Below are 20,983 nucleotides of genomic sequence, written 5' to 3' on the forward strand. Positions count from 1 at the left end.
TTCTGGGCGTTGCTGAATTGAAGTATGAATGCGCGATTGTTTGGTTCTGGTAAAGCCCCCTAAATCCCCCAATTTTGGGGGACTTTTAGAGTCTTATCCCCCCCAATTTTGGGGGGCTAGGGGGGCAAAATCATACCCAGAATCAGCAACACCAACTTCTGAATTCTAAATTCAGAATTCTAAATTCAGAATTCTAACTTCTCTAACCAAGCTTTCATTTTTCCCGGATTTAATAATCCATAAGGGTCTACTTTTCGCTTAAATTTTAACTGTTCAAAATCTGTGGTTTTCATTCCTCCATCTTCCAAAATATAGGTATGAGGATTAAAAATATTTACTCCATTTTCTTCGTGATATTCAATAATTTCATTCAACCTTTCTTCTGAACTATAACGGACAATTTGTAATCCTACTGGTGTCGTTTGACCATCCATTCGCACAAACTCTAAGTGCATGATTACTTCATCACCAAAATGCTGATACATTTTTTCTACAAGTGCTAGATTTCTATCAGTTGGAAAACCACTTTGTAAATAAGTCAAATTTGTATCTACACTCCGAGCGTGTAATGTTGTATGATTCCAAGTAAATTCATATATTGGCGTACCTTTACTTGCTTCTTCAGCAGTTTTTTTATAACAAATTTCACCTTTAAATTCTTTAACTAAATCCTGAAAGGACTCCAAACTATATTCAGAAAGCATCAAAAAAGCACAATGTTTTCCTTCAGGAATTGAATTTTTTACCCCAGCAAAAAAACTAGGTATCGGCCAAGCAAAAACAGTAATTAATTTTTTGACAATTCCATCACTATCTCCCAATGTTTGAGCAAATTTTGCACAGGTCATAAAGTCGTCAAAAGTTACTATTAATTCTGCCCAAGGATAAGTAGGAGCTAGGGGTATTTCTAATTGAGTAATAATTCCATTTGTTCCATAAGCATGATTAACTTTTTGTACGTCATCGCCACGCAATTCTATAACTCTTGGTTCATCTTCCATTGTGACAACTCGCGCTGCAGAAACATTTCCACGATGACGTAATCCACCATAATTAATTGAGCCAATTCCACTACTACCACCACCAATAAAACCGCCAATTGTAGCGGTGCGATAAGTTGAGGGAAACATCCTGATTTCCCAACCTATTTCTCTGGCTTTTTTATCTAATGCTAATAATTTTACTCCTGGTTCTACACAGGATAAACCTGGTTTTATCCAGTTAATATTATTCATTTTTGTAGTGTCGAGAACTACTCCTCCTTCTAAAGGAATACATTGTCCGTAGTTACCAGTTCCGGCACCTCTAATTGTTAAAGGGGCTTGATATTTAACGCAAGTTTTAGCTATTTGTAAAACTTCTGTTTCATTGGTAGGGCGAACAATTAAATTAGCTTTTTTATCTTTTAGTTGGGATTGTAAAATAGGGCTGAAATGATAATAGTCTAAGGAGAGTTTGGTGACTTGATTTGGCTCGGTAATAATTTCGATATCTGTTAGTTCTGATGCTAGGGCATCCCAATCTATTTGTTTTGTTTTAGTTGCTGTCATTGGTATTTTTAAAGAATAAGTAAGAAATTGTTGCAATTAACAGTTATTAATACCCCTATAAAAAATATTTGGGCTATTTTTATACAATTATTTAGCTTTTCATGAAACCCTTGTGGGAATTTTCTATGGCAAAGAATATATACATAAAAATCTTAAATCATTTGTGAGAATCTGACCATTGAATTTTTCAATTATGTATAATAATACCACTATAAGCTTTAAAATTTAATTCATTTGCAGTTTAATGGTACAGCCAACTCTTACCCCTATCTACTCAAATCAACCTATAACATGGGTAAACTCAGTTTTTGCACGTCACGAGACGTTTCACCCTCGTTTTGGTTGGTTGAAAAAAGGTTTTGATGCAGCAAAAAAAAATCCAGAAGTTTTTTTGAAGGAGGATGCGACAGTGCATTTGGGAGTAGGAAAAAATATGGTACGCTCCATTCGCTATTGGTGCAATACTTTCAAAGTTCTTGAAGGGGACAAACCATCTGAGTTTGGTAGTAAGCTCTTTGAAAAGAGAGGGTGGGACCCTTTTTGTGAAAATCCTGCCTCTCTGTGGTTATTGCACTGGAATTTACTGAAACCTTCCTGTAATGCTGCGGCGTGGTATTTTACTTTTAACCGTTTTCATCGACATGATTTTACTGTAGATGACTTATTTAACGATTTATCTGAATATTGCAATAATAATTTAGGAAGTCGCACTGCTGAGTCATCTTTAAAGAAAGATATTTCTTGCATACTCAGGATGTATGTACCACAACCACTTAAAGGTCAAATTAGTGAAGATAGTTTAGATTGTCCGTTTACAGAATTAGGTTTGCTACACACTGCTGGAGACTCTAGACGTTATAGTTTTCGAGTCGGAGAAAAGAAAAATTTACCACCGGAAATTATTGTTTCTGCTTGCTTAGAATATACTGCTTGGATGGGTAGTCAAAAAACCATCGCCCTTTCCCGATTATTATATGATTCAAGTAGTCCGGGTATGGTATTTAAACTTACTGAAAGTGCAATATGTGATGCTATAGAAAAAGTTAGCCGACAGTTTAATTCTTTATACCTATCAGATACAGCAGGTTTAATTCAATTTGCTTTTAATGACGAACCAGTTGAACTAGCAACAGAGATTCTCAGGTATTATTATAATTAATAATTAATAATTAATAATTAATAATGGATAATTAAAACTACAGCACTTTCCGTTGTTATGAGGTACACTATCGCGGGCAAGATGCCCGCACTACATATTTTTACCTAATTATCCATTGAAAAGGAGAGGATTTAAACCTCTAGGAATTAATTATCAATTATCTATTATTAATTATCCATTGGTAAAACCGAGTTATTAAATGACAAAAATACAATCAAAAACTTTATCAAATTATTTTCAACTTAATCGCCGTTATTCTCGTTCTATTAATTTGGAACGAGACTTAGCAAAACAAGATTCTCTAGATGGTTATGTTTTGACAGAAAGAGCAGTTGATGCTCTCAGACGCATTTTAGTAGGTTTCGTCAACCCACAGGGAAATAAAGCTTGGACTTTAACGAGTGTTTACGGAACGGGAAAATCAGCTTTTGCTCATTATCTAGCTTGTATTTGTGCTGATAGCAAAAGCTCTAGTCGCCAAAAATCTCTAGAAATTACAGCAGAAACACTAGGTGCAGATAGTCCTGAATATATTGACTTGTGTGACAATATTCCGAAACAAGGATTTTTTATAGCTGTAGCGACAGCGCAAAAGGAAGCAGTTGGCAATACAATTATTAGAGCGTTACAAACAGGAGTAGAAAAATTTTGGACTCCTACAAAACGAAGCAAAATAAATGTTGTTAAGAAAATTACTGATTTTGTTAGTGAGATAGATGCAGGTAAAACAGTAGATAGTCGAGAAATACTTCCTCTGATTCAAGAAATTGCTGAAGTTGCCAAAACAGATGTATTACTAATTATTGATGAATTAGGGAAAAATTTAGAATATGCAGTTCATAATCAGGGTTCAGAAGACCTTTATTTGTTACAACAAATAGCCGAATTGCCTACGACAAGTAAAAACAATAGTGTCTACATTTTAGGAGTATTACACCAAGCATTTTCAGATTATGGAGAAAGGTTAGCATCTGTTCAAAGGAACGAATGGGCAAAAATTCAAGGAAGATTTGAGGATATTCCTTTTCGTGACTTACCCGCTCAAATGATGCGATTGATAGGTGAAGCAATTGAAGCTAAACCAACACAAAAAGTTAGTTCTAAAATATCTCAAGCAGCACAAAAATGGTTTGATATTTTGCCTGATGATATTGTCTCTGATACTACTCCAGAGATAATAGCATCTACCTATCCGCTCCATCCCATCGCAGCTTTAGTATTGCCGACTCTCTGTACCCGCTACGCTCAAAATGACCGCTCTCTATTTACTTTTCTCACCAGCGCTGAACCCTTTTCCTTCCCTAGCTTTTTAGAGGAAACAACTTTTAATCGAAATACTTTGCCTACATTAAAATTGGCAAGAGTTTATGATTACTTTATCGAAGCAGTAGGTATGGGATTAGCTTCTCGTCCTAATTTGCAGCGATGGGTAGAAATTCAAGGATTAATTGCTGATGCTAAACATCTGGATGTTGATAGTTTACAGGTATTAAAAACAATTGGCACTTTAAATCTGATAACTACAACTGGTTCAATGCGAGCAACTCGAAAAATGGTAGCATTGGCAATGTGCGATAGTGCTGATGATGAAAGAGTGCTGGAAAGTTGGGAACTGGTAATAGATACCTTATTAAAGAAAAATCTGATTACTCATCGACGACAACTTGACGAGTTGCGGATATGGCAGGGTTCTGATTTTAACGTTGATGGAGAATTAGTAACTTATCTTGAGCAAGAGCGATCGCCACTGGTTGAGCTTTTATCTGAGTTAAGACCTCTCAAACCTCTAGTTGCTCAAAGTCATAGTTATAAAACAGGTACGTTGCGTTATTTTGAACGTCAATATCTTGATGGGAGCAGAAAATTCTCGGAGTTGGTTTGTTCCGAACCAAGTATTGACGGGTTTGTTGGTTATTGGGTTGACGATACAAAACCTAAAAAAGTTCCATCTCTGACAGCAGATGGTAAACCTTTAATTTTGGTTGCTGCGGGAGAATTAGATATTTTGAGAATTACAACTAGAGAATTTGCTGCTCTGACAACTCTGAATAAGAGTGCGCCAGAATTACAAAAAGACGGGGTAGCAAGGCGAGAGGTGCGTTATCGTTTAGCACAAGCTGAAACTGCTCTTGATGAAAATTTAGAGCAAGCATTTGATGTATCATTGCCAGAAAATCTGTGTTGGGTGAATGGTAAAAATAAAACAATTAATCGGGTAACTGATTTTAACGCTCAACTGTCAAAAGTATGCGATAAAATTTACCATAAAAGTCCGATTCTCTGGAATGAATTAATTAACCGTCGGGAACTTACTGCTCAAGGTGCAGCAGCAAGGCGAAAATTAATTGAAGCAATGCTCGAATCTGCTGAACAAGAGCGACTCGGATTAGATGGATATGGACCAGAAGTGAGTATTTATTATTCTGTGTTGCATGAAACGGGTATTCACCGACAAGAGGGAGAAGAATGGGGATTTTATCCACCTGCGGAACATTCTAAATTATGGTATTTGTGGGAAGCAATTGAAGAATTTTGTCTGGGAGCAACAGAAAAAACTAAGACGTTTGAGTTATTGAATGAATGTCTTGCTCAACCTCCTTATGGAGTTAAAGAAGGTGTAATTCCAATTGTTTTGGCTGCAGTTTTGCTGTATCATGTTGATGATTTTGCTGTTTATAAAGAAGGTACATTTTTAACTGTATTAGGTTCAGAACACTTTGATTTAATGGTAAAAGCTCCCAGTCGGTATGGGGTTAAGTATTTTGAATTGGTAGGAGCGCGATCGCAAGTATTTAAGGAATTAGAGGCAATTTTACGTCAATCAAAGGCTAAAAAGTCAGATAAATTGCGTAATGCTACTCTCTTGTCTGTGGTTAAACCTTTAATTCAATTTGTGAATAAGTTACCTAAATATACTCAAGAAACAGAAAGGATGATACCAGAAGCTAAAGCTGTTTTGAAAACGCTACAAAAAACAACCGAACCAGACGAACTGTTATTTGTGGAGTTACCGAAAGCTTGTAATCTTGCTCCTATAGGAACTAAAGAAGAAAATGATACTGAAATCGCAAAAACTTTAAAGCAGAAGTTAGTGCAAGCTTTAAAAGAAATCCATACTGCTTATGACAAAATGTTGAAAGACTGTCATAAATTACTGTATGAAGCTTTTGGAGTTCGAGAACAAGAAGCTAAATTACGGGAAGACTTGGCAGTAAGAGCTAACTATATTTCTGGAAAATGTGTTGAGTCTGTACTGAAGAGGTTTACACAAGCAGCGATCGACACAACTACCACAGACGAACAATGGTTACAAGCAATAGTTATGATTATCGCGGATAAACCTCCTGAGTCTTGGCAAGATAGTGATGTGACAGCATTTGAAATGAAGCTTGCAGATATTGCTAGACGGTTCAAAAATATGGAAACTCTACAGGAGGAAATCAAAACAACAGGAAAAGAAGTTGAAGTACGCAAAATTACAATTACAAAACCTGATGGAAACGAAACTCATCAAACTGTTTGGATAGAAAAAGAGCAAAAGCAGATTAGTAAAATCGAACTGTTAATTGAGAAAACTTTAAATGATGATTTATTAAGAGATAATCCTCAACTTCAGCAAACATTTTTAGCGAAGTTAACAGAAAAGATATTCGGAACAAATTCAGATTAAAATATCAATAAAAATTCACTAATTATGGTTGTTTTGTAAAGCTGGTCATTGTTCTGTAAAATTTTACTTGCTAAGATTAGAAAGCCACTTTTAAAATAACTGCAACAATGGCCAAAAACAAAGTTAGACATATTCTAGGTTTATCAGGAGGTAAAGATTCTACCGCCTTAGCAATTTTGCTGCATCAAGAAATTCCAGAGATGGAATATATTTTTTGTGATACTCAGAAAGAATTACCGGAGACCTACGAATATTTAGAGAGAATCAAAGCGCGTTTAGGTATAAAAATCCATTATTTGAATGCTGCAAAAGGTTTTGATTACTGGTTAGCAATACATGATGGTTTGCTCCCCTCACCTCAAAAACGTTGGTGTACTGTCAAAATGAAAATTGAACCTATAGAAAAGTACATTGGAAATGACTTGACATATAGTTACATAGGTATTCGAGCAGATGAGGATAGGGAGGGTTATATTTCGACAAAGCCTAATCTTAAACCCATTTTTCCTTTTAAAGAAAGAGGATTAGTTAAAAAAGATATTATTTCGATTTTAGAAGAAAGTGGTATTGGATTGCCTAAGTATTATAAATGGCGCAGTCGTTCTGGTTGTTATTTTTGTTTCTTTCAACGTAAATATGAATGGGTAATGTTGGCCCAAGAACATCCCGACTTGTTTGAAAAGGCGATCGAATATGAAGAAAAACATCAAGATGGTAGACATTATACTTGGACTAATGGAGAGACTTTAAGAGAACTTTTAGCCAGAAAAGATGAAATTATTGCTAAACATGATGAGGCAATGGTTAAGGAAAAAAAAGCTGCTCCAAAGCGGCCTTTAGTTGAGTCTTTAGAGTCAGTTTTAGATGAAGAGGATGATATTTTGCCTTGTTTGGTTTGTCATTTATAGGATGCAAAATTATTTATGAATTTAAAAAGTTATCATTTACGAGTTTGTGACAATTTGAAATCCATTATAAATGAGTCACATACTCAACTAGATTTAGGAAAATATCATGTTTTTTCTAGTGATTTATTGCAATGGTCAAATATTCTTAAAAGTCAGGGAACAGAAATGAAAGTTTTGGAAAACGTAGCATATGAACTACAGTTTTCAGTTTTTCTAATATCCTCTGGACTCTATAGGCAAGCATTTGCGTCACTAAGATTAGTATTGGAATTGGCTTTATCTGGAATACTATTTTCTTCTGATGAATTTTATTTCCGTAAATGGAAACAAGGTTTAGCAGATATATCATGGCAGAAAATAACAGATAAAGATACTGGAATTTTTTCAATAACATGGTTTAAAGCATTTTGTAATTCAGAACCCGAGCAAAAAGATAGGGAAGATATTGAAGCAATTGCAGAATTAGCTAAGGAAACATATCGAAAATTATCAGGGTATGTTCATGGGGGTAATTATACTTGGGAAACAAAGGATTCTCATATAGTTTTTAATCAAACACAATTTGATTTATGGAAAAGTTTATCTGACAATACTTCAAGAATTATACTTTATTCGCTCTTAGTTAGATTTTCTCAAGACCTATCTTCAGAGAATTTAAGCAAAGTAGAAGATTGCTTAACTAATATTATAGATGATATAAAAATAACTAGAGTTATTTTAGGAAGACCTTTATAGTTGATAAAAGGAGCTTTAAATATATGTTTTATCTAAGAACTGAAAGTATCAGAGATGAAGAAATAAAAACAATTTTTGTATCAACTGATTTAGAAAGACAAATTATTGATGCTTTAAAATCTCAAAATCCTACTGTATTAGAAGGAAGTCGAGGAACTGGAAAGACTTTTTTGTTAAAAATGTGTCAAATTGAATTAAATGAAAAATATAATACAGAAAAATATTACCTGTATATCTAACTTTCTCAAGAGCTACACTTATTCAAACTAACGATCCTAATCAATTTACAAACTGGATGATGGCTAAAATTTGCAAGGAACTTTATCGGCAACTTTGCTATAAAGGATTTCTAATAGAGAATGTTCCTTCTAATCAATTGCTTTTCAATAACAACTTAAGTACCGAGTCTCTTGAATCAAAATTTAAAAATATAATGCAAGCTTATGAAAATTCTTATCAAAATGCAAATCAAAATCTAGATAGTTCTATTATTGCTGGTATTCCTGAAGTAGAAGATTTTTTGTCAACTGTTGAAGAAGTATGTAAATTTTATAAAATTCAAAGGATATGCTTTCTTTTTGATGAAGCTATTCATATGTTCAGACCTCAACAGCAAAGAGAATTTTTTTCTCTTTTTAGGATGCTTAGAACTCCCTACATTGATTGTAATGCAGCAATTTATCCTGGTGTAACTTCTTTTGGAGATTCATTTGAAAGATTTCATGATGCAAATTTGATGCGTCTGGAGAGAAATATAAAAGATAATGATTATTTGAATACTATGGAAGATATTGTTTATAAGCAAGCAAATGAAGAACAAATAAGAAAAATAGAAAAGGAAAAAGGCAACTTTAAAATTCTTGCCTATTCTGCCAGTGGAAATCCTAGAATATTGTTGAGAACTCTAGATAGATGTAACAATTTAAAAACGGATACAATAATCAAAGTTATTAAAGACTTTTACATTGCAGATATTTGGTCTGAACATTCAGCTTTAGGGGAAAGATATACAGGGCATAGAGAAATTGTTGATTGGGGAAGAAACTTTATTGAAAAAAAGGTAATTCCTTCAACTCAAGATAAAAATAATCGCAGAATAAAACATGAAGAATCAACTTGTTATTTTTGGATTGATAGAGACGCACCTGAAGTAGTGAAAGAGTCTTTAAGACTATTAGAATACACAGGTATTCTCAGAAAAAATGGAGAAAGAATCAGAGCAACTTATTCTAGAATAGGTACACGCTATGAGATTAAACTAGGATGTATTTTAGCTATTGAAAAATCTAATAAAACCGCTAATCAAATAATTGATTACTTAGATGATTACTTGTTTACTGAATATAGTCGTAACAGCAATGCTTTTTCCAATCTCCCAAATCCAATCAGTTTAGAGTCAGACTCAGAAATACGAGAAATAATTAATAATTTACTTCAAAAATCTATTAGTAATTTAAGCCTAACGAATTGGCAAAAAGAGCAACTTATAAAGAATAAATTTAATACCATTAATGATGTTTTAACTGTTTCTGAGAAAAAACTAATTAAGAGCATTCGTGGTGTAGGAGAAGTTAAAGCCAGAAGAATTCAGAATGCAGCAATCGCTGCAATTTTAGAATATCTTTCTGGTTAAAGATACTTTTCACTCATTATTATCCTAATTATAAAAGTAGTCTTTCGATAAAATTGTTACAGGCCACTATACTTATTTTTATGTAGTCAAATTATACAATACAATAAAATCACTCAGAAATTAAAATTTTCAGGATTTGTTTTGAGGTTAATAACAACAGCAAAAGGAGTCAAAAAATGGTTGATATATCATCTGCATTTATTACCCGTAGTGAAACAGTATTAGAATTTTTTCAAAGACCAGGAGTTGGCTTATACATTCCTTTATACCAACGACAGTATAGTTGGGACAAAGAAAATATAGATCAACTAATGGAAGATATCTGTCACGGTGTAGAAATGCGTGTAGAACAAGACAATGCTATTCGTTTTTTAGGAACTATTATTTCAGTTGTAGAATCTAATTCAGATGCTAATATTAATCCAAAAGATAAAAAGGCATTACCCACACGAATTGAAAACATTATAGATGGGCAGCAAAGAATATCAACTATTGCTATATTGGCTTGTTTATTGTACCAAAAAATAGTAAATATTCTTAACCAATTACTTGATGAAATCAAAAATCACGGAATGGAAGAAGCAGCAAAAAGTTACTTAGATAAACTATTAGGTATATTTTCACTCGATCTACAGCGAGGTTTGCCACAAAGAAAACCAATTATTATTAGGGGGGAGATAGATAATTGGACTTATGCAGGTAATGAAAATGATTACTATAAATCTGATATATCCCTGTATATAGCATCATTTATTAGTGCTATCATAGAAAAAGAAAAAGAAGAGAAAGAACAAGGAGAAAAAAAAGTCAAGATACAGTTTCCGAAACCTCCACGCGACTCCTTAGTAGAGAAAAATATAAAATTAATCAACACATGGCTGAGAAAAGTAGAAAAAGCCTATGATGGAGATGGTAATAACAGTTATCCTACTGCTTGGAAAATATTAGATAGTCGTTTGTCTCAAAAATCTTTATGGAGTTATGAAAGACCCGAATTATATGATAGAGTTCTCTGTAATAGTAACCCGATGTCTGCTCAAGATAAAAGGGTTTGTTCTCTAGTTCAAATTTTTGCTTTTTGCCATTATTTACTTGATTGTTGTTGTTTTACTGTAATTGAACCTAAAACAACTGATTGGGCATTTGATATGTTTCAATCCTTAAATGCTACAGGAACACCTCTGACTGCTATAGAAACTTTTAAACCGATAGTTGTTAATTATTGTAACTTAAACAATAACAATGGTAGTGGATTTAGAGGTTCTAAATCAGAAGAATACTTTTCTCAGTTAGAAGAATTACTAGGAACAGAAAAAACAGCAGCAAGCAAAAATAAATTAACTAACGAGTATCTTACCACGTTTGGCGCTTACTATAACGGAGAAAACAAGCCACCTAGACAATTTAGCACACAACGAAAATGGTTAAATGATAAATATTCAAATGAAAATGAATGTAAAACTTATGAAGAAAAAGAAGATTTTATTAGATGTATGGCAGATATAGCTGATTATTGGAAGAATATAATTCAGTTTGAGCCAAACAAGTATAGTGCTTTACCTAAAACAGATAAAGTGACAGAAAGCGATCGAAAAGAATCAGCAATTTGTGTTATGTACTTAGAGGATGCTAATCATAAAATGGCTCGTGCTTTGCTGAGTCGATTTTATTCCCTAGTTTTGCGCGATGAACCAGGTAGAGATAGTGAATTTGTTTATGCTTGTAAAAAAGTTGCAGCGTTTTTTACTCTTTGGCGTTCAGCATTACCTAATACAGGTCTTGATGACGCATATAGGAAAATACTTAGAACAAAAATGTCCTGGAAAACTTGCAACGAAAAAGGCAATAAACAGCTAAATAAAGAAACACTATCTGAGTGTTTTATGGATGAGTTGAAAGAAAAAAAAATAGGTACTAAAGAAGAATGGAAAAATAGAGCAGTTTCATATTTACTGTACGATAATAATATCAAGAAAGTATGCAAATTTGTATTATTTGTCACAGCTCACGACACCATTCCAGACCCTGATTATCCTGGATTAATGAAACCTAGCTCGCCAGGTACTTGTTTGTATCTAGAACCTAATAAGTGGGTATCTAAAGACTTTAATAGTATAGAACATATAGCTCCTCAAAAACAATCTGAAAAAGAAGAGTTTACACAAGCGTGGGATGATAGTTTGAATTATGAAAGTATTGGAAATTTAACTCTATTACCTACTGAAATTAATTCTTCTGTAAGTAATAAAACATGGATAGGAAAGTGGATTTACTACAAACATCTAGCAGAATCTAATCCTGATATAATCAAAGACTTAAAGCAGGAAGCAAAAGATAGCGAAGTTAAACTAGAACAAAAAACAATTAATTTGTTTAAACAAGCGTCGTTTCAACATCACATCGAGCCCATAGTAAAATTGGGAAAAGATGGAACATGGAACAAAAAATTAGTGCAAGATAGAACTGAACGAATATGCGATATTTTATGGGACAGAATGTATCAGTGGTTATCAGAATAAAACAACTCAAAGTAAGTTTTAAATATTTAGAAGTAGATAAAATTAATAAGTAGCGATCGCTATTTTGCGTATTATCAGTCAGAGTACCCTGAAAGTTTACTGGGAAAAACATTCTAATGCTAAATAACGAAACTGAATTAATAGCTACTCAAAATCGGATTAACTCTATTTTAGACAAAAGTTCCCTGACAAAAGACGACCGCGACTATTTAAAAATATGGTGTTGCTGATTCTGGGTATGATGCAAGCCCCCCGAGCAAGCCAAAATTGGGGGGAATAAAACTCTAAAATTCCCCCAAACTTGGGGGATTTAGGGGGCTTGACCAGAACCAAAAAATCGCACATTCATACTTCAATTCAGCAACGCCAAAATATTAGGAATGTTAGTCTATGAATATGAAGAAAAACACGAACTAATTCCTACTATTCGTGGTGTCGAACTCCTGAAAGCTTTATTAGAATAATCTCAACTTTCTCCTCAAGATTTAGTTCCTATTTTAGACAATGAATTTATGGTATTAGAAGTATTGAATGGCAAATGTAAACTCTCAAAAAATCAAATTCAAGAACTAGCTAATTTTTTCCACATTTCTCCATCTTTATTAATATATGTTCCGTAATTCCTGAAATCTATAAAGTTATACAACAGATTTCGGGGAAATTATCTACAAGGTAAATGGTGAAAATATTGTAGTGCGGGCATCTTGCCCGCGATGAGTGTGCCTCACGGGCAGTGGAAAGTGCTGTCACACTGTAGCTTTGCTAGGTTTGGTTGAAGTCGGAAAGCGAACAAAAGTAAGTATCTGTTGGGTTGCGCTGTCGCTTAACTCAACCTACATTATTTCCCTAATTGCAAAAACAACCTCTGACAAAATTTCAACTGCTCGCTCTATTTCCTCCTCCGTCGTAAACTTCCCAATACCTATCCGCAACGCTCCCTCCATTTCCTCCCTAGACAAACCTAACGCTCTCAAAACATGAGAAGGAGCTTCGACACCAGACGAACAAGCAGCTCCAGTAGAAATAGCCAACCTCGATCGCACTCTAGCAATAATCGCACTATTAGGAATACCAGGAATAGAAATATGCAAATTTCCTGCTAAACGAGACCCAGTATCCCCATTCACAACTAAACCGGGAATAGCTGCCATCAATAACTCCTGCATTTTATCTCGCTTAGTGGCGATCGCTCTCTCATCCTCCACCATTTCCAATTTCCGCAAACGACACGCTTCTCCCAAACCAACTATTCCGGGTACATTCAAAGTACCAGACCTCATACCTTTTTGATGTCCGCCTCCATAAATTAAAGGTTTGAGACGATATCCTTTTGCCACCACTAACGCTCCCACACCTTTAGATGCGTAAAGTTTGTGCCCAGAAATAGTCAAATAACTAATTCTCCACTCAGCAAAATTTATTGGTATTTTTCCCACTGCTTGAGAAGCATCACAAAGAAAAGGAATTTGATATTTTTGAGCAATTTTACCAATCTTTTCAAGAGGATAAATATTGCCTATTTCATTATTAGCTGCCATGACACATAATAGAGAAATTCCTCCTGCACAAACATTCTCTAAATATTCTAAATTAACTCTACCTTTTCTATCAACTTGAAGCCAAATAATTTCTGCCAATTTTTGTTTAACTAGAGCAGCGCAAGTATCAATAACTGCTAGATGTTCTACAGGTAGAATAGCAATCCGAGGTAAAGTAGAATAACTATTTCTAAAAATATGACCGAAAATAGCCAGATTAATACTTTCCGTCGCTCCCGATGTCCAGATTATTTGTTTCGGCGAGGCTCCAATTAACTCTGCCACATTTGATGCAGCTTGAGTAACTGCTATTTCTGCTTCATCCCCATATTGATGATCCACACTATTAGCATTGCCGAATACTTCAGTCATCTGATAAAGGATTTTTTCAGCTACTCTCGGATCGACAGGAGTAGTAGAATGATAGTCGAGGTAAATAGGTCGATTTTGATTATTATTAATTGTCATTTCAGTAGTCCTGTAGGGTGCGTTTTGCTGCGCAATATGTTTCGGATGTCGCCGACATGAATACATAGCATTCCGTCAGGAAAAAGGCGCTTACGACAAACTATAGTTGAACTGTCAAATATTACGTTGTGTCGTAACGCATCATTGCGGTCGTTTTTCTAGAGTCAGATAACCACAACAAGGGCAAGGATAAAATTTAGTGATTTTTGCTATGCTCATTAAATTTTTAATTTTTCCTATTCTCAATGCTACTTTATTCTGTTGAGACTTTGGATATATATAAAGTGATAGCAGTTGTCCTGTCGATCGATTAAAGCAATACCTTAAGTCGATCATGCTAAAATTGTCCAGAAAATCAACTGGGCTATATGGCCATTTGATGATTTAATGTTTGGCATTGGATATCTAAATAGGAAAGTCTATCAATCTATCAAATTGTTGAGATTCTAAATCTATATGTAAATTTGGTTATTCCAAATCTGACAAAATAATAGGTTGTCGAATAAAGAAGACAAAATTGCATAAGTAACTGTAGCTGAGAAATATCTTTACTCCAAGAATAAACGGAGTTATTAACAAATAACTATAAACCTATGCTGATGTAATTTTAGTGTTGGAGGGGAATACTATCTATTGAACAGGGAAATCACGAATAATTGATGGCGAAACGGGGACATTATTATTATCTGAATCGTCAGCAATTAGATTTTGGGTAGTGGGAGCATCTTGCTCCCGTGGCTTAAGTCCATTCTAGTAGTGGAATGACACACCTTAAATGGTGCATTATAAAAATGGGTCAAACCGTGCCATAACAAGAATTATACGAAAAAATCTATTGCACTATTTTAGCTGTGTCAGTCTAGTGGGTTGCGTTAGAAGGCTACAATTACCCAGTGAATAATTTAACAGTCCGTACTCCAAGAATAAACGGAGTTATTAACAAATAACTATAAAACCTATGTTGTCTGATCGCTCAAACTCCGAAATCAAAATGAGTAAATCAGGTGTCCATGGAAACTGCTTAACATCTTTTCAGCGTAAACTCCTAGAAAAAAATCTAGACGATAAGTTGCCGTGGCAATATAGTCAGAGAATAGAAATTATGCTGCTAGCAGATGAAGGTAAAACCCAGAGTCATATTTGTAAAGCTATAGGTTGTTCTCCTGGTACAGCTAGACATTGGATACTTGTGGCTAAGTCTGGTCAAGCTCACCAATGGAACAATCATCCCATAGGTTGTCCCCAAGAAGTTAACGAACAATATTTAGAACGCTTGAAAGAGTTAGTAACTAATAGAAATCGAACTTTGTACCGGAGTTTCAACTCCATAGACGGTTCCACCAGTGAAATCTATTGTTACAGCATTAGCCGTTGAAGCAACAGTAGTAGTTGATAACGCTATTAAAAACGCAACTGAGCCTGATTTTATTTTCATAGCCTTAATTTATTGTGAGATTTATAGCGGTTTTTACTCATATTGACTACAAAACTTCTGCTCTCTTTCCTCTGCATTTAGGCAAAAATCTCTGTATTCTGTGTTAATGAAAACTGCTATAAGCTTATTGTTATAAAATACTATCCTCTTTTTATAAAAACGCTAGTGTTTGGAGACAAAAAAAGACATAACTTCTACAATTATGTCTTTTTTTTTAGCTATTGCTGACAAGGTTGACGATGTTATATCATGTCCGGATAATAGCGTGATAAAAAACCATTACTCTTGAAACCTTTCTTTCCCTTCTGCCTTCAGCATAGCTGCCTTCTGCATTCCTTCCTCCAAAGTATAACTATTCAACCGGACATGATATTAATTATTGCTCACCGTTTATTTACATAATGAGAAAAGTTGATGTAATTTTAGTGTTGGATCTGGGAATACTATCTATTAAACCGGGAAATAACGCAGAATTAATGGCTAAACGGGAACATCATTATTATTTGAATCGTCAACAATTTAAGCGTTGGTTAGTAGGAGCATCTTGTTCTCGTGGCTTAAGTCCATAGTGGACTGTTTCAACTAAGCAATAGAAAATTCGTTAGAGATTGTTTTCCTAACGGAATGCTACGCAAACACTATCATTCGCAATGACAATTCTAATGCGCCATTTTAGCTGTGTCAGTCCAGTAGTAGCGCGTCTAGGCTAAAATTGTGGGTAAAATCAACTCTCCGATCCCCCCCAACCCCCCGAGGATGCGGGGGGAGAGGTCTATATTTTCTAACCCACATTTTCAAACTTGACGCGCTAGTAGGTTGCGTTAGAAGGTTACAATTACCCACTGAGTAATTTAACGCTCCGTACTCCAAGAATAAATGGAGTTATTAACGAATAACTATAAAGCCTATGTTGTCCAATCATTTCAACTCCCAAGTCAAAATAAGTAACTCAGGTGTACATGGAAACTGCTTAACATCTTTTCAGCGTCAACTCCTAGAAAAAAATCTAGATGATAAGTTGTCGTGGCAATATCGCCAGAGAATAGAAATTATGCTGCTGGCAGATGAAGGTAAAACCCAAGGTCAAATTTGTAAAGCTGTAGGTTGTTCTCCCGGTACAGCTAGACATTGGATATTTATTGCTAAGTCTGGTCAAGCTCACAAATGGAACAATCATCCTATAGGTCGTCCCCAAGAAGTTAACGAACAATATTTAGAACGCTTGAAAGAGTTAGTAACTAATAGTCCCAAGGAATTTGGTTATGTATTCCAGCGGTGGACTGCTAGTTGGTTGAGCAAACATTTAGCAAAAGAATTTGGTAGGGAGTTGAGCGATCGCCACATTAACCGCTTACTCAAACAAATGGGTTTATCGACTAAACCAAAGCCACCGAAAGCTGAAGAAATGTCTGGTCAAGATATTAATGGGAAAAATATTGTCATTCGCGATCTGAACTTTGACATTAATCAAAACAAATCTTTAGGAATGTTAAGTTTCAACACTTTTAACTAGCTATCAGCTTTTAGCAGCTCTGGGTTAAAATCCCCTTTCGGTCCGGAATGCTCGGCAAACAATGAGGGCCACAAAAATGTTCGCGGAGCGGAACGGGGTTCTACCCTATTGATTGCTGAGTGCTTCTTTAACAGCTAATAGTAAATATTTAGTAAATAAAATTTTGAGTTATGGTTCAAAATGCATCTACCCCTGCTTTGACTCAGGGACAGCTCTCTGATGTCTTGGGATATCAACATTTCAGTTATCAGTTAGCCTCCTCCGGAGGAACTGCGTTAACAGTTATCAGTTAGCCTCCTCCGAAGGAACTGCGTTAACAGTACCTCTGCAATAAGGAGGCTTGAAATATAGGATATTCTCTTTTTTTTATCCCCCTAAAAGAGGAAGCTATTGACCAAAATTTTGGGGTCAAAAAAAATGTTCCTACTGAGTGCTGACTGCTTCTTTAACAGCTAATAACAAATATTTAGTAAATAAAATTTTGAGTTATGGTTCAAAATGCATCTACCCCTGCTTTGACTCAGGGACAGCTCTCTGATGTCTTGGGATATCAACTTTCACAAAAAGAAATAGAAAATTGCTTTAAAACTACAGAACATTTGACACCAAAAGTTGGTCAGTTTTGGCAAGCAGGAGATGCTCAACCAGGTATATATATTGTAACTGTGGGCAAAGTTAGACTATTAGATAGTCAGGGTGAATTAATCACTACCCTCAATGCAGGAGCGTCATTTGGGGAATCGACCCTATTTCCTAATCATTCCTTTCAACCCTACTCTGCAAGAGCATCAGTAAACCTCAAACTTTCCTATATTCCTGGAGAAACCCTTCTTCCACTAATTCAAAAACACCCTGAAATCGAAGAACATCTTCATCAAGTTGCTCTCAAACTCGATTCTCTACAGAAAAAGGTGAGCCAGAAACTGCCCATTCCTCTGATGAAAATCTGCCAGAAGCGAACATAACTGAATATCGGCAACCAGAGGTTAAACCACAAAAAACTATTAACAAAGCTTATTTCCCTAGTCCCACCCAACGAGTAGGTCATCTCTGGCAGCGCATCACCAAACGCTATCCTTTCTTTGCTCAACAAAGCGGTTCTGACTGTGGTGCTGCTTGTTTAGTTATGGTCGCTCGTTACTGGGGCAAAAATTTCAGCGTCAATCGGGTGCGGGACATTGCCAACGTAGACCGTAATGGTGCTTCACTGCGAGGATTATCTGCAGCAGCAGAAAGTATCGGATATTCCACCAGACCAGTAAAAGCAAGTCTTGACCAACTAGCTAAACAAAAATTACCAGCGATCGCTCACTGGGAAGGCAAACATTATGTAGTAGTCTATGAAATAACTCCCAAACAGGTGATCATTGCTGACCCCGGTATTGGTCAACGCCATCTCACTTACCCAGAATTTCAAGCTTGTTGGACTGGTTACACCCTACTCTTACAACCTACTGCTTTAATCAAACAACTCAAAAATTCCACTACTCCCTTCTGGCAATTCTTTGAGTTGGTCAGTCCTCACGGACAAGTGTTGCTGGAAGTATTTATCACTTCCATACTAATTCAACTATTTGGATTAATTACACCTCTATTTACCCAACTACTACTAGATAGGGTAGTTGTTCAAGGTAGCACTCTAACTCTAACCGCAGTGGGATTGGGTTTAGTCATCTTTGGTTTATTCAGGGTGGCAATGACTGGTTTACGACAATATTTGCTCGACCACACAGCTAATAAAGTACATTTAGCAATGATTGTGGGGTTTATTCGTCACACATTCCGACTACCCATGAGTTTTTTCGAGTCTCGTTATGTGGGGGATATTATTGCTCGGGTTCAAGAAAATCGGAAAATTGAGAATTTCCTCACTGGGGAAGCTCTTTCTATTGTGTTGGATTTGCTGACAGTTTTCATTTATTTAGGATTAATGTTCTGGTATAGTTGGAAAATGGCTTTACTAGCATTAGTTATTGTGCCACCGTTTTTTTTATTAGCACTTATTGCCACACCTTTCCTACAAAAAATCTCTAGAGAAATATTTGCAGCTCTATCTGAAGAAAGTAGTTATCTGATTCAATCTCTGACTGGTGTAAGTACTGTCAAGTCTCTAGCAGTTGAGCAAACAGTACGCTGGCGATGGGAAGAATTTCTGAATAAGTCAATCAGAAAAAACTTTTCTGGACAGGTGATTAGTAACCGACTGCAAATATTCAGTTTAACTATTGAATCGTTAGTAACGACAGGGTTACTCTGGTTTGGAGCTTGGTTGGTGATTCAAGGGGAGTTAACTATTGGGCAGTTGGTGGCTTTTAATATGTTGATTGGTACTGTGATTAGTCCTTTTCAGCGACTGACTGTTTTGTGGAATCAATTACAGGAGGTAATTATTGCGGTGGAGCGCATTAATGATGTTATTGATACTGAACCAGAGGAAGATTTACAATCAGAAGGACGTCAGTATTTGGTAGAGTTACGGGGTAATATTATTTTTGATAATGTGACTTTCCGTTACCACCCAGAAAGCGATATTAATGTTTTGGAAAATTTGAGTTTTGAGGTAAGAGCGGGACAAACTGTGGCTTTAGTGGGGCGTTCTGGGTCTGGGAAAACAACGATTTCTAAGTTGGTTTTGGGGTTGTATCCACCTACTGATGGGAAAATTTTGATTGATGGTTATGATATAACGACGATTTCGTTGCCATCCCTGCGCAACAAAGTAGGTGTGGTTGACCAGGATACTTTTTTATTTGGTGGCACTATTCGGGAAAATCTGACTATTGCTCATCCCTCTGCAACTCTTGAGGATATTGTACGAGCAGCAAAGTTAGCTGGTGCTGATGAATTTATTCAAAGGTTGCCAATGGGTTATGAAACTCAGATTGGTGAAGGTGGGGGTTTGTTATCTGGTGGTCAACGGCAAAGATTAGCGATCGCTCGTGCTTTGTTAGGAAATCCTCGTTTGTTGGTTTTTGATGAGGCCACTTCTCATCTGGATGTTGAGTCGGAGCGTATTATTCAGACAAATTTGAATACTATTCTCCAAGGTCGCACTACGTTAATTATTGCTCATCGTTTATCTACTGTGAGAAAAGCTGATGTAATTTTGGTGTTGGATAGGGGGGTGTTAATTGAACAGGGAAATCATGAAGAATTGATGGCGAAACGGGGACATTATTATTATTTGAATCGTCAACAATTGGAAAGTTAAAATTTAAAATTCAAAAGTCAAAAGTCACAAATGAATTCAAAAGTCAAACTGTAGGGGCGAATGGCATTCGCCCTCCCTATATGTAGAGTCCCTGCCTCAGGAAAGTTAAAACTCAAAATTCATGCATTCAAAATTAAGATTTTAGGGGTTTCAAATGGAAATTCAAAAGTCAAAATGTAGGGGCGAATGGCATTCGTCCTCCCTATATGTAGACTCCCTGACTCAGGAAAGTTAAAACTCAAAATTCATGCATTCAAAATTAAGATTTTAGAGGCTTCAAATGAAAAGTTCAAAGTCAAAATGTAGGGGCGAATGGCATTCGTCCTCCCTATATGTAGACTCCCTGACTCAGGAAAGTTAAAACTCAAAATTCATGCATTCAAAATTAAGATTTTAGAGGCTTCAAATGAAAAGTTCAAAGTCAAAATGTAGGGGCGAATGGCATTCGTCCTCCCTATATGTAGACTCCCTGACTCAGGAAAGTTAAAACTCAAAATTCATGCATTCAAAATTAAGATTTTAGAGGCTTCAAATGAAAAGTTCAAAGTCAAAATGTAGGGGCGAATGGCATTCGTCCTCCCTATATGTAGACTCCCTGACTCAGGAAAGTTAAAACTCAAAATTCATGCATTCAAAATTAAGAT

General features: G+C 35.6%; 14 protein-coding genes. 12 read left to right on the top strand and 2 right to left on the bottom strand.

Annotation, left to right across the window (positions count from 1 at the left end; translation table 11 throughout):
- Positions 1-185: 185 nt before the first annotated feature.
- A complete protein-coding gene (locus SAGCYANO_RS06770; RefSeq protein WP_202219381.1) occupies positions 186-1,550 on the bottom strand; it encodes an FAD-binding oxidoreductase in 1,365 nt (454 codons plus the stop codon).
- Between the two features lie 244 nt (positions 1,551-1,794).
- Here SAGCYANO_RS06770 and SAGCYANO_RS06775 point away from each other — a divergent pair, with 244 nt between their 5' ends.
- The 7 genes from SAGCYANO_RS06775 to SAGCYANO_RS06805 all read left to right on the top strand — a co-directional run bounded on the left by SAGCYANO_RS06775 (position 1,795) and on the right by SAGCYANO_RS06805 (position 12,174).
- A complete protein-coding gene (locus tag SAGCYANO_RS06775; protein WP_202219382.1) occupies positions 1,795-2,709 on the top strand; it encodes a DUF4007 family protein in 915 nt (304 codons plus the stop codon).
- A 199-nt stretch (positions 2,710-2,908) separates the two neighbouring features.
- Positions 2,909-6,379 carry a hypothetical protein gene (locus SAGCYANO_RS06780; RefSeq protein WP_202219383.1) on the top strand — a complete coding sequence of 1,157 codons (3,471 nt, stop codon included), beginning with the start codon at positions 2,909-2,911 and terminating at the stop codon, positions 6,377-6,379.
- 107 nt (positions 6,380-6,486) lie between these two features.
- A complete protein-coding gene (locus SAGCYANO_RS06785) occupies positions 6,487-7,287 on the top strand; it encodes a phosphoadenosine phosphosulfate reductase family protein (RefSeq protein WP_202219384.1) in 801 nt (266 codons plus the stop codon).
- Between the two features lie 15 nt (positions 7,288-7,302).
- Positions 7,303-8,022, top strand: coding sequence for a hypothetical protein (locus SAGCYANO_RS06790; RefSeq protein ID WP_202219385.1), 720 nt, complete (start codon positions 7,303-7,305; stop codon positions 8,020-8,022).
- 23 nt (positions 8,023-8,045) lie between these two features.
- Complete coding sequence (locus tag SAGCYANO_RS06795; RefSeq protein WP_202219386.1) at positions 8,046-8,261, top strand: hypothetical protein; 216 nt, start codon at positions 8,046-8,048, stop codon at positions 8,259-8,261.
- A 56-nt stretch (positions 8,262-8,317) separates the two neighbouring features.
- On the top strand, positions 8,318-9,655 hold the full coding sequence (locus SAGCYANO_RS06800) for a hypothetical protein (protein WP_202219387.1): 1,338 nt from the start codon (positions 8,318-8,320) through the stop codon (positions 9,653-9,655).
- A gap of 176 nt (positions 9,656-9,831) precedes the next feature.
- Positions 9,832-12,174, top strand: a complete 2,343-nt coding sequence (locus SAGCYANO_RS06805) for a DUF262 domain-containing HNH endonuclease family protein (protein WP_202219388.1) — start codon at positions 9,832-9,834, stop codon at positions 12,172-12,174.
- An 833-nt stretch (positions 12,175-13,007) separates the two neighbouring features.
- Here the strand turns inward: SAGCYANO_RS06805 and SAGCYANO_RS06810 are convergent.
- On the bottom strand, positions 13,008-14,180 hold the full coding sequence (locus tag SAGCYANO_RS06810) for a cysteine desulfurase family protein (protein ID WP_202219389.1): 1,173 nt from the start codon (positions 14,178-14,180) through the stop codon (positions 13,008-13,010).
- 991 nt (positions 14,181-15,171) lie between these two features.
- Between SAGCYANO_RS06810 and SAGCYANO_RS06815 the strand changes: the two genes are divergently transcribed.
- From SAGCYANO_RS06815 to SAGCYANO_RS06830, 5 genes are all read left to right on the top strand, one after another.
- Complete coding sequence (locus tag SAGCYANO_RS06815; RefSeq protein ID WP_237395879.1) at positions 15,172-15,555, top strand: helix-turn-helix domain-containing protein; 384 nt, start codon at positions 15,172-15,174, stop codon at positions 15,553-15,555.
- Positions 15,556-16,016: 461 nt separating this feature from the next.
- Positions 16,017-16,184, top strand: coding sequence for a hypothetical protein (locus tag SAGCYANO_RS06820; RefSeq protein WP_202219391.1), 168 nt, complete (start codon positions 16,017-16,019; stop codon positions 16,182-16,184).
- A 338-nt stretch (positions 16,185-16,522) separates the two neighbouring features.
- Positions 16,523-17,128, top strand: a complete 606-nt coding sequence (locus tag SAGCYANO_RS06825; protein ID WP_202219392.1) for a helix-turn-helix domain-containing protein — start codon at positions 16,523-16,525, stop codon at positions 17,126-17,128.
- Positions 17,129-17,616: 488 nt separating this feature from the next.
- A complete protein-coding gene (locus tag SAGCYANO_RS44255) occupies positions 17,617-18,093 on the top strand; it encodes a Crp/Fnr family transcriptional regulator (RefSeq protein ID WP_237395881.1) in 477 nt (158 codons plus the stop codon).
- Positions 18,094-18,254: 161 nt separating this feature from the next.
- The gene (locus tag SAGCYANO_RS06830) at positions 18,255-20,339 is read left to right on the top strand and encodes a peptidase domain-containing ABC transporter (protein ID WP_237395883.1); all 2,085 of its coding nucleotides are present in this window, start codon (positions 18,255-18,257) and stop codon (positions 20,337-20,339) included.
- Positions 20,340-20,983: the final 644 nt, after the last annotated feature.

It is taken from the genome of Okeania sp. KiyG1, assembly GCF_014132355.1.
Taxonomy (GTDB): Bacteria; Cyanobacteriota; Cyanobacteriia; order Cyanobacteriales; family Microcoleaceae; genus Okeania.

What these genes read in the sequence shown, in the direction of transcription:
- SAGCYANO_RS06790 (WP_202219385.1), top strand. Translation starts at nt 7,303, where the DNA reads ATGAATTTAAAAAGTTATCATTTACGAGTTTGTGACAATTTGAAATCC.
- SAGCYANO_RS06805 (WP_202219388.1), top strand. Translation starts at nt 9,832, where the DNA reads ATGGTTGATATATCATCTGCATTTATTACCCGTAGTGAAACAGTATTA.
- SAGCYANO_RS06775 (WP_202219382.1), top strand. Translation starts at nt 1,795, where the DNA reads ATGGTACAGCCAACTCTTACCCCTATCTACTCAAATCAACCTATAACA.
- SAGCYANO_RS06815 (WP_237395879.1), top strand. Translation starts at nt 15,172, where the DNA reads ATGAGTAAATCAGGTGTCCATGGAAACTGCTTAACATCTTTTCAGCGT.
- SAGCYANO_RS06780 (WP_202219383.1), top strand. Translation starts at nt 2,909, where the DNA reads ATGACAAAAATACAATCAAAAACTTTATCAAATTATTTTCAACTTAAT.
- SAGCYANO_RS06770 (WP_202219381.1), bottom strand. Translation starts at nt 1,550, where the DNA reads ATGACAGCAACTAAAACAAAACAAATAGATTGGGATGCCCTAGCATCA.
- SAGCYANO_RS06785 (WP_202219384.1), top strand. Translation starts at nt 6,487, where the DNA reads ATGGCCAAAAACAAAGTTAGACATATTCTAGGTTTATCAGGAGGTAAA.
- SAGCYANO_RS06795 (WP_202219386.1), top strand. Translation starts at nt 8,046, where the DNA reads ATGTTTTATCTAAGAACTGAAAGTATCAGAGATGAAGAAATAAAAACA.
- SAGCYANO_RS06830 (WP_237395883.1), top strand. Translation starts at nt 18,255, where the DNA reads ATGGTCGCTCGTTACTGGGGCAAAAATTTCAGCGTCAATCGGGTGCGG.
- SAGCYANO_RS06800 (WP_202219387.1), top strand. Translation starts at nt 8,318, where the DNA reads ATGATGGCTAAAATTTGCAAGGAACTTTATCGGCAACTTTGCTATAAA.
- SAGCYANO_RS44255 (WP_237395881.1), top strand. Translation starts at nt 17,617, where the DNA reads ATGGTTCAAAATGCATCTACCCCTGCTTTGACTCAGGGACAGCTCTCT.
- SAGCYANO_RS06820 (WP_202219391.1), top strand. Translation starts at nt 16,017, where the DNA reads ATGAGAAAAGTTGATGTAATTTTAGTGTTGGATCTGGGAATACTATCT.
- SAGCYANO_RS06810 (WP_202219389.1), bottom strand. Translation starts at nt 14,180, where the DNA reads ATGACAATTAATAATAATCAAAATCGACCTATTTACCTCGACTATCAT.
- SAGCYANO_RS06825 (WP_202219392.1), top strand. Translation starts at nt 16,523, where the DNA reads ATGTTGTCCAATCATTTCAACTCCCAAGTCAAAATAAGTAACTCAGGT.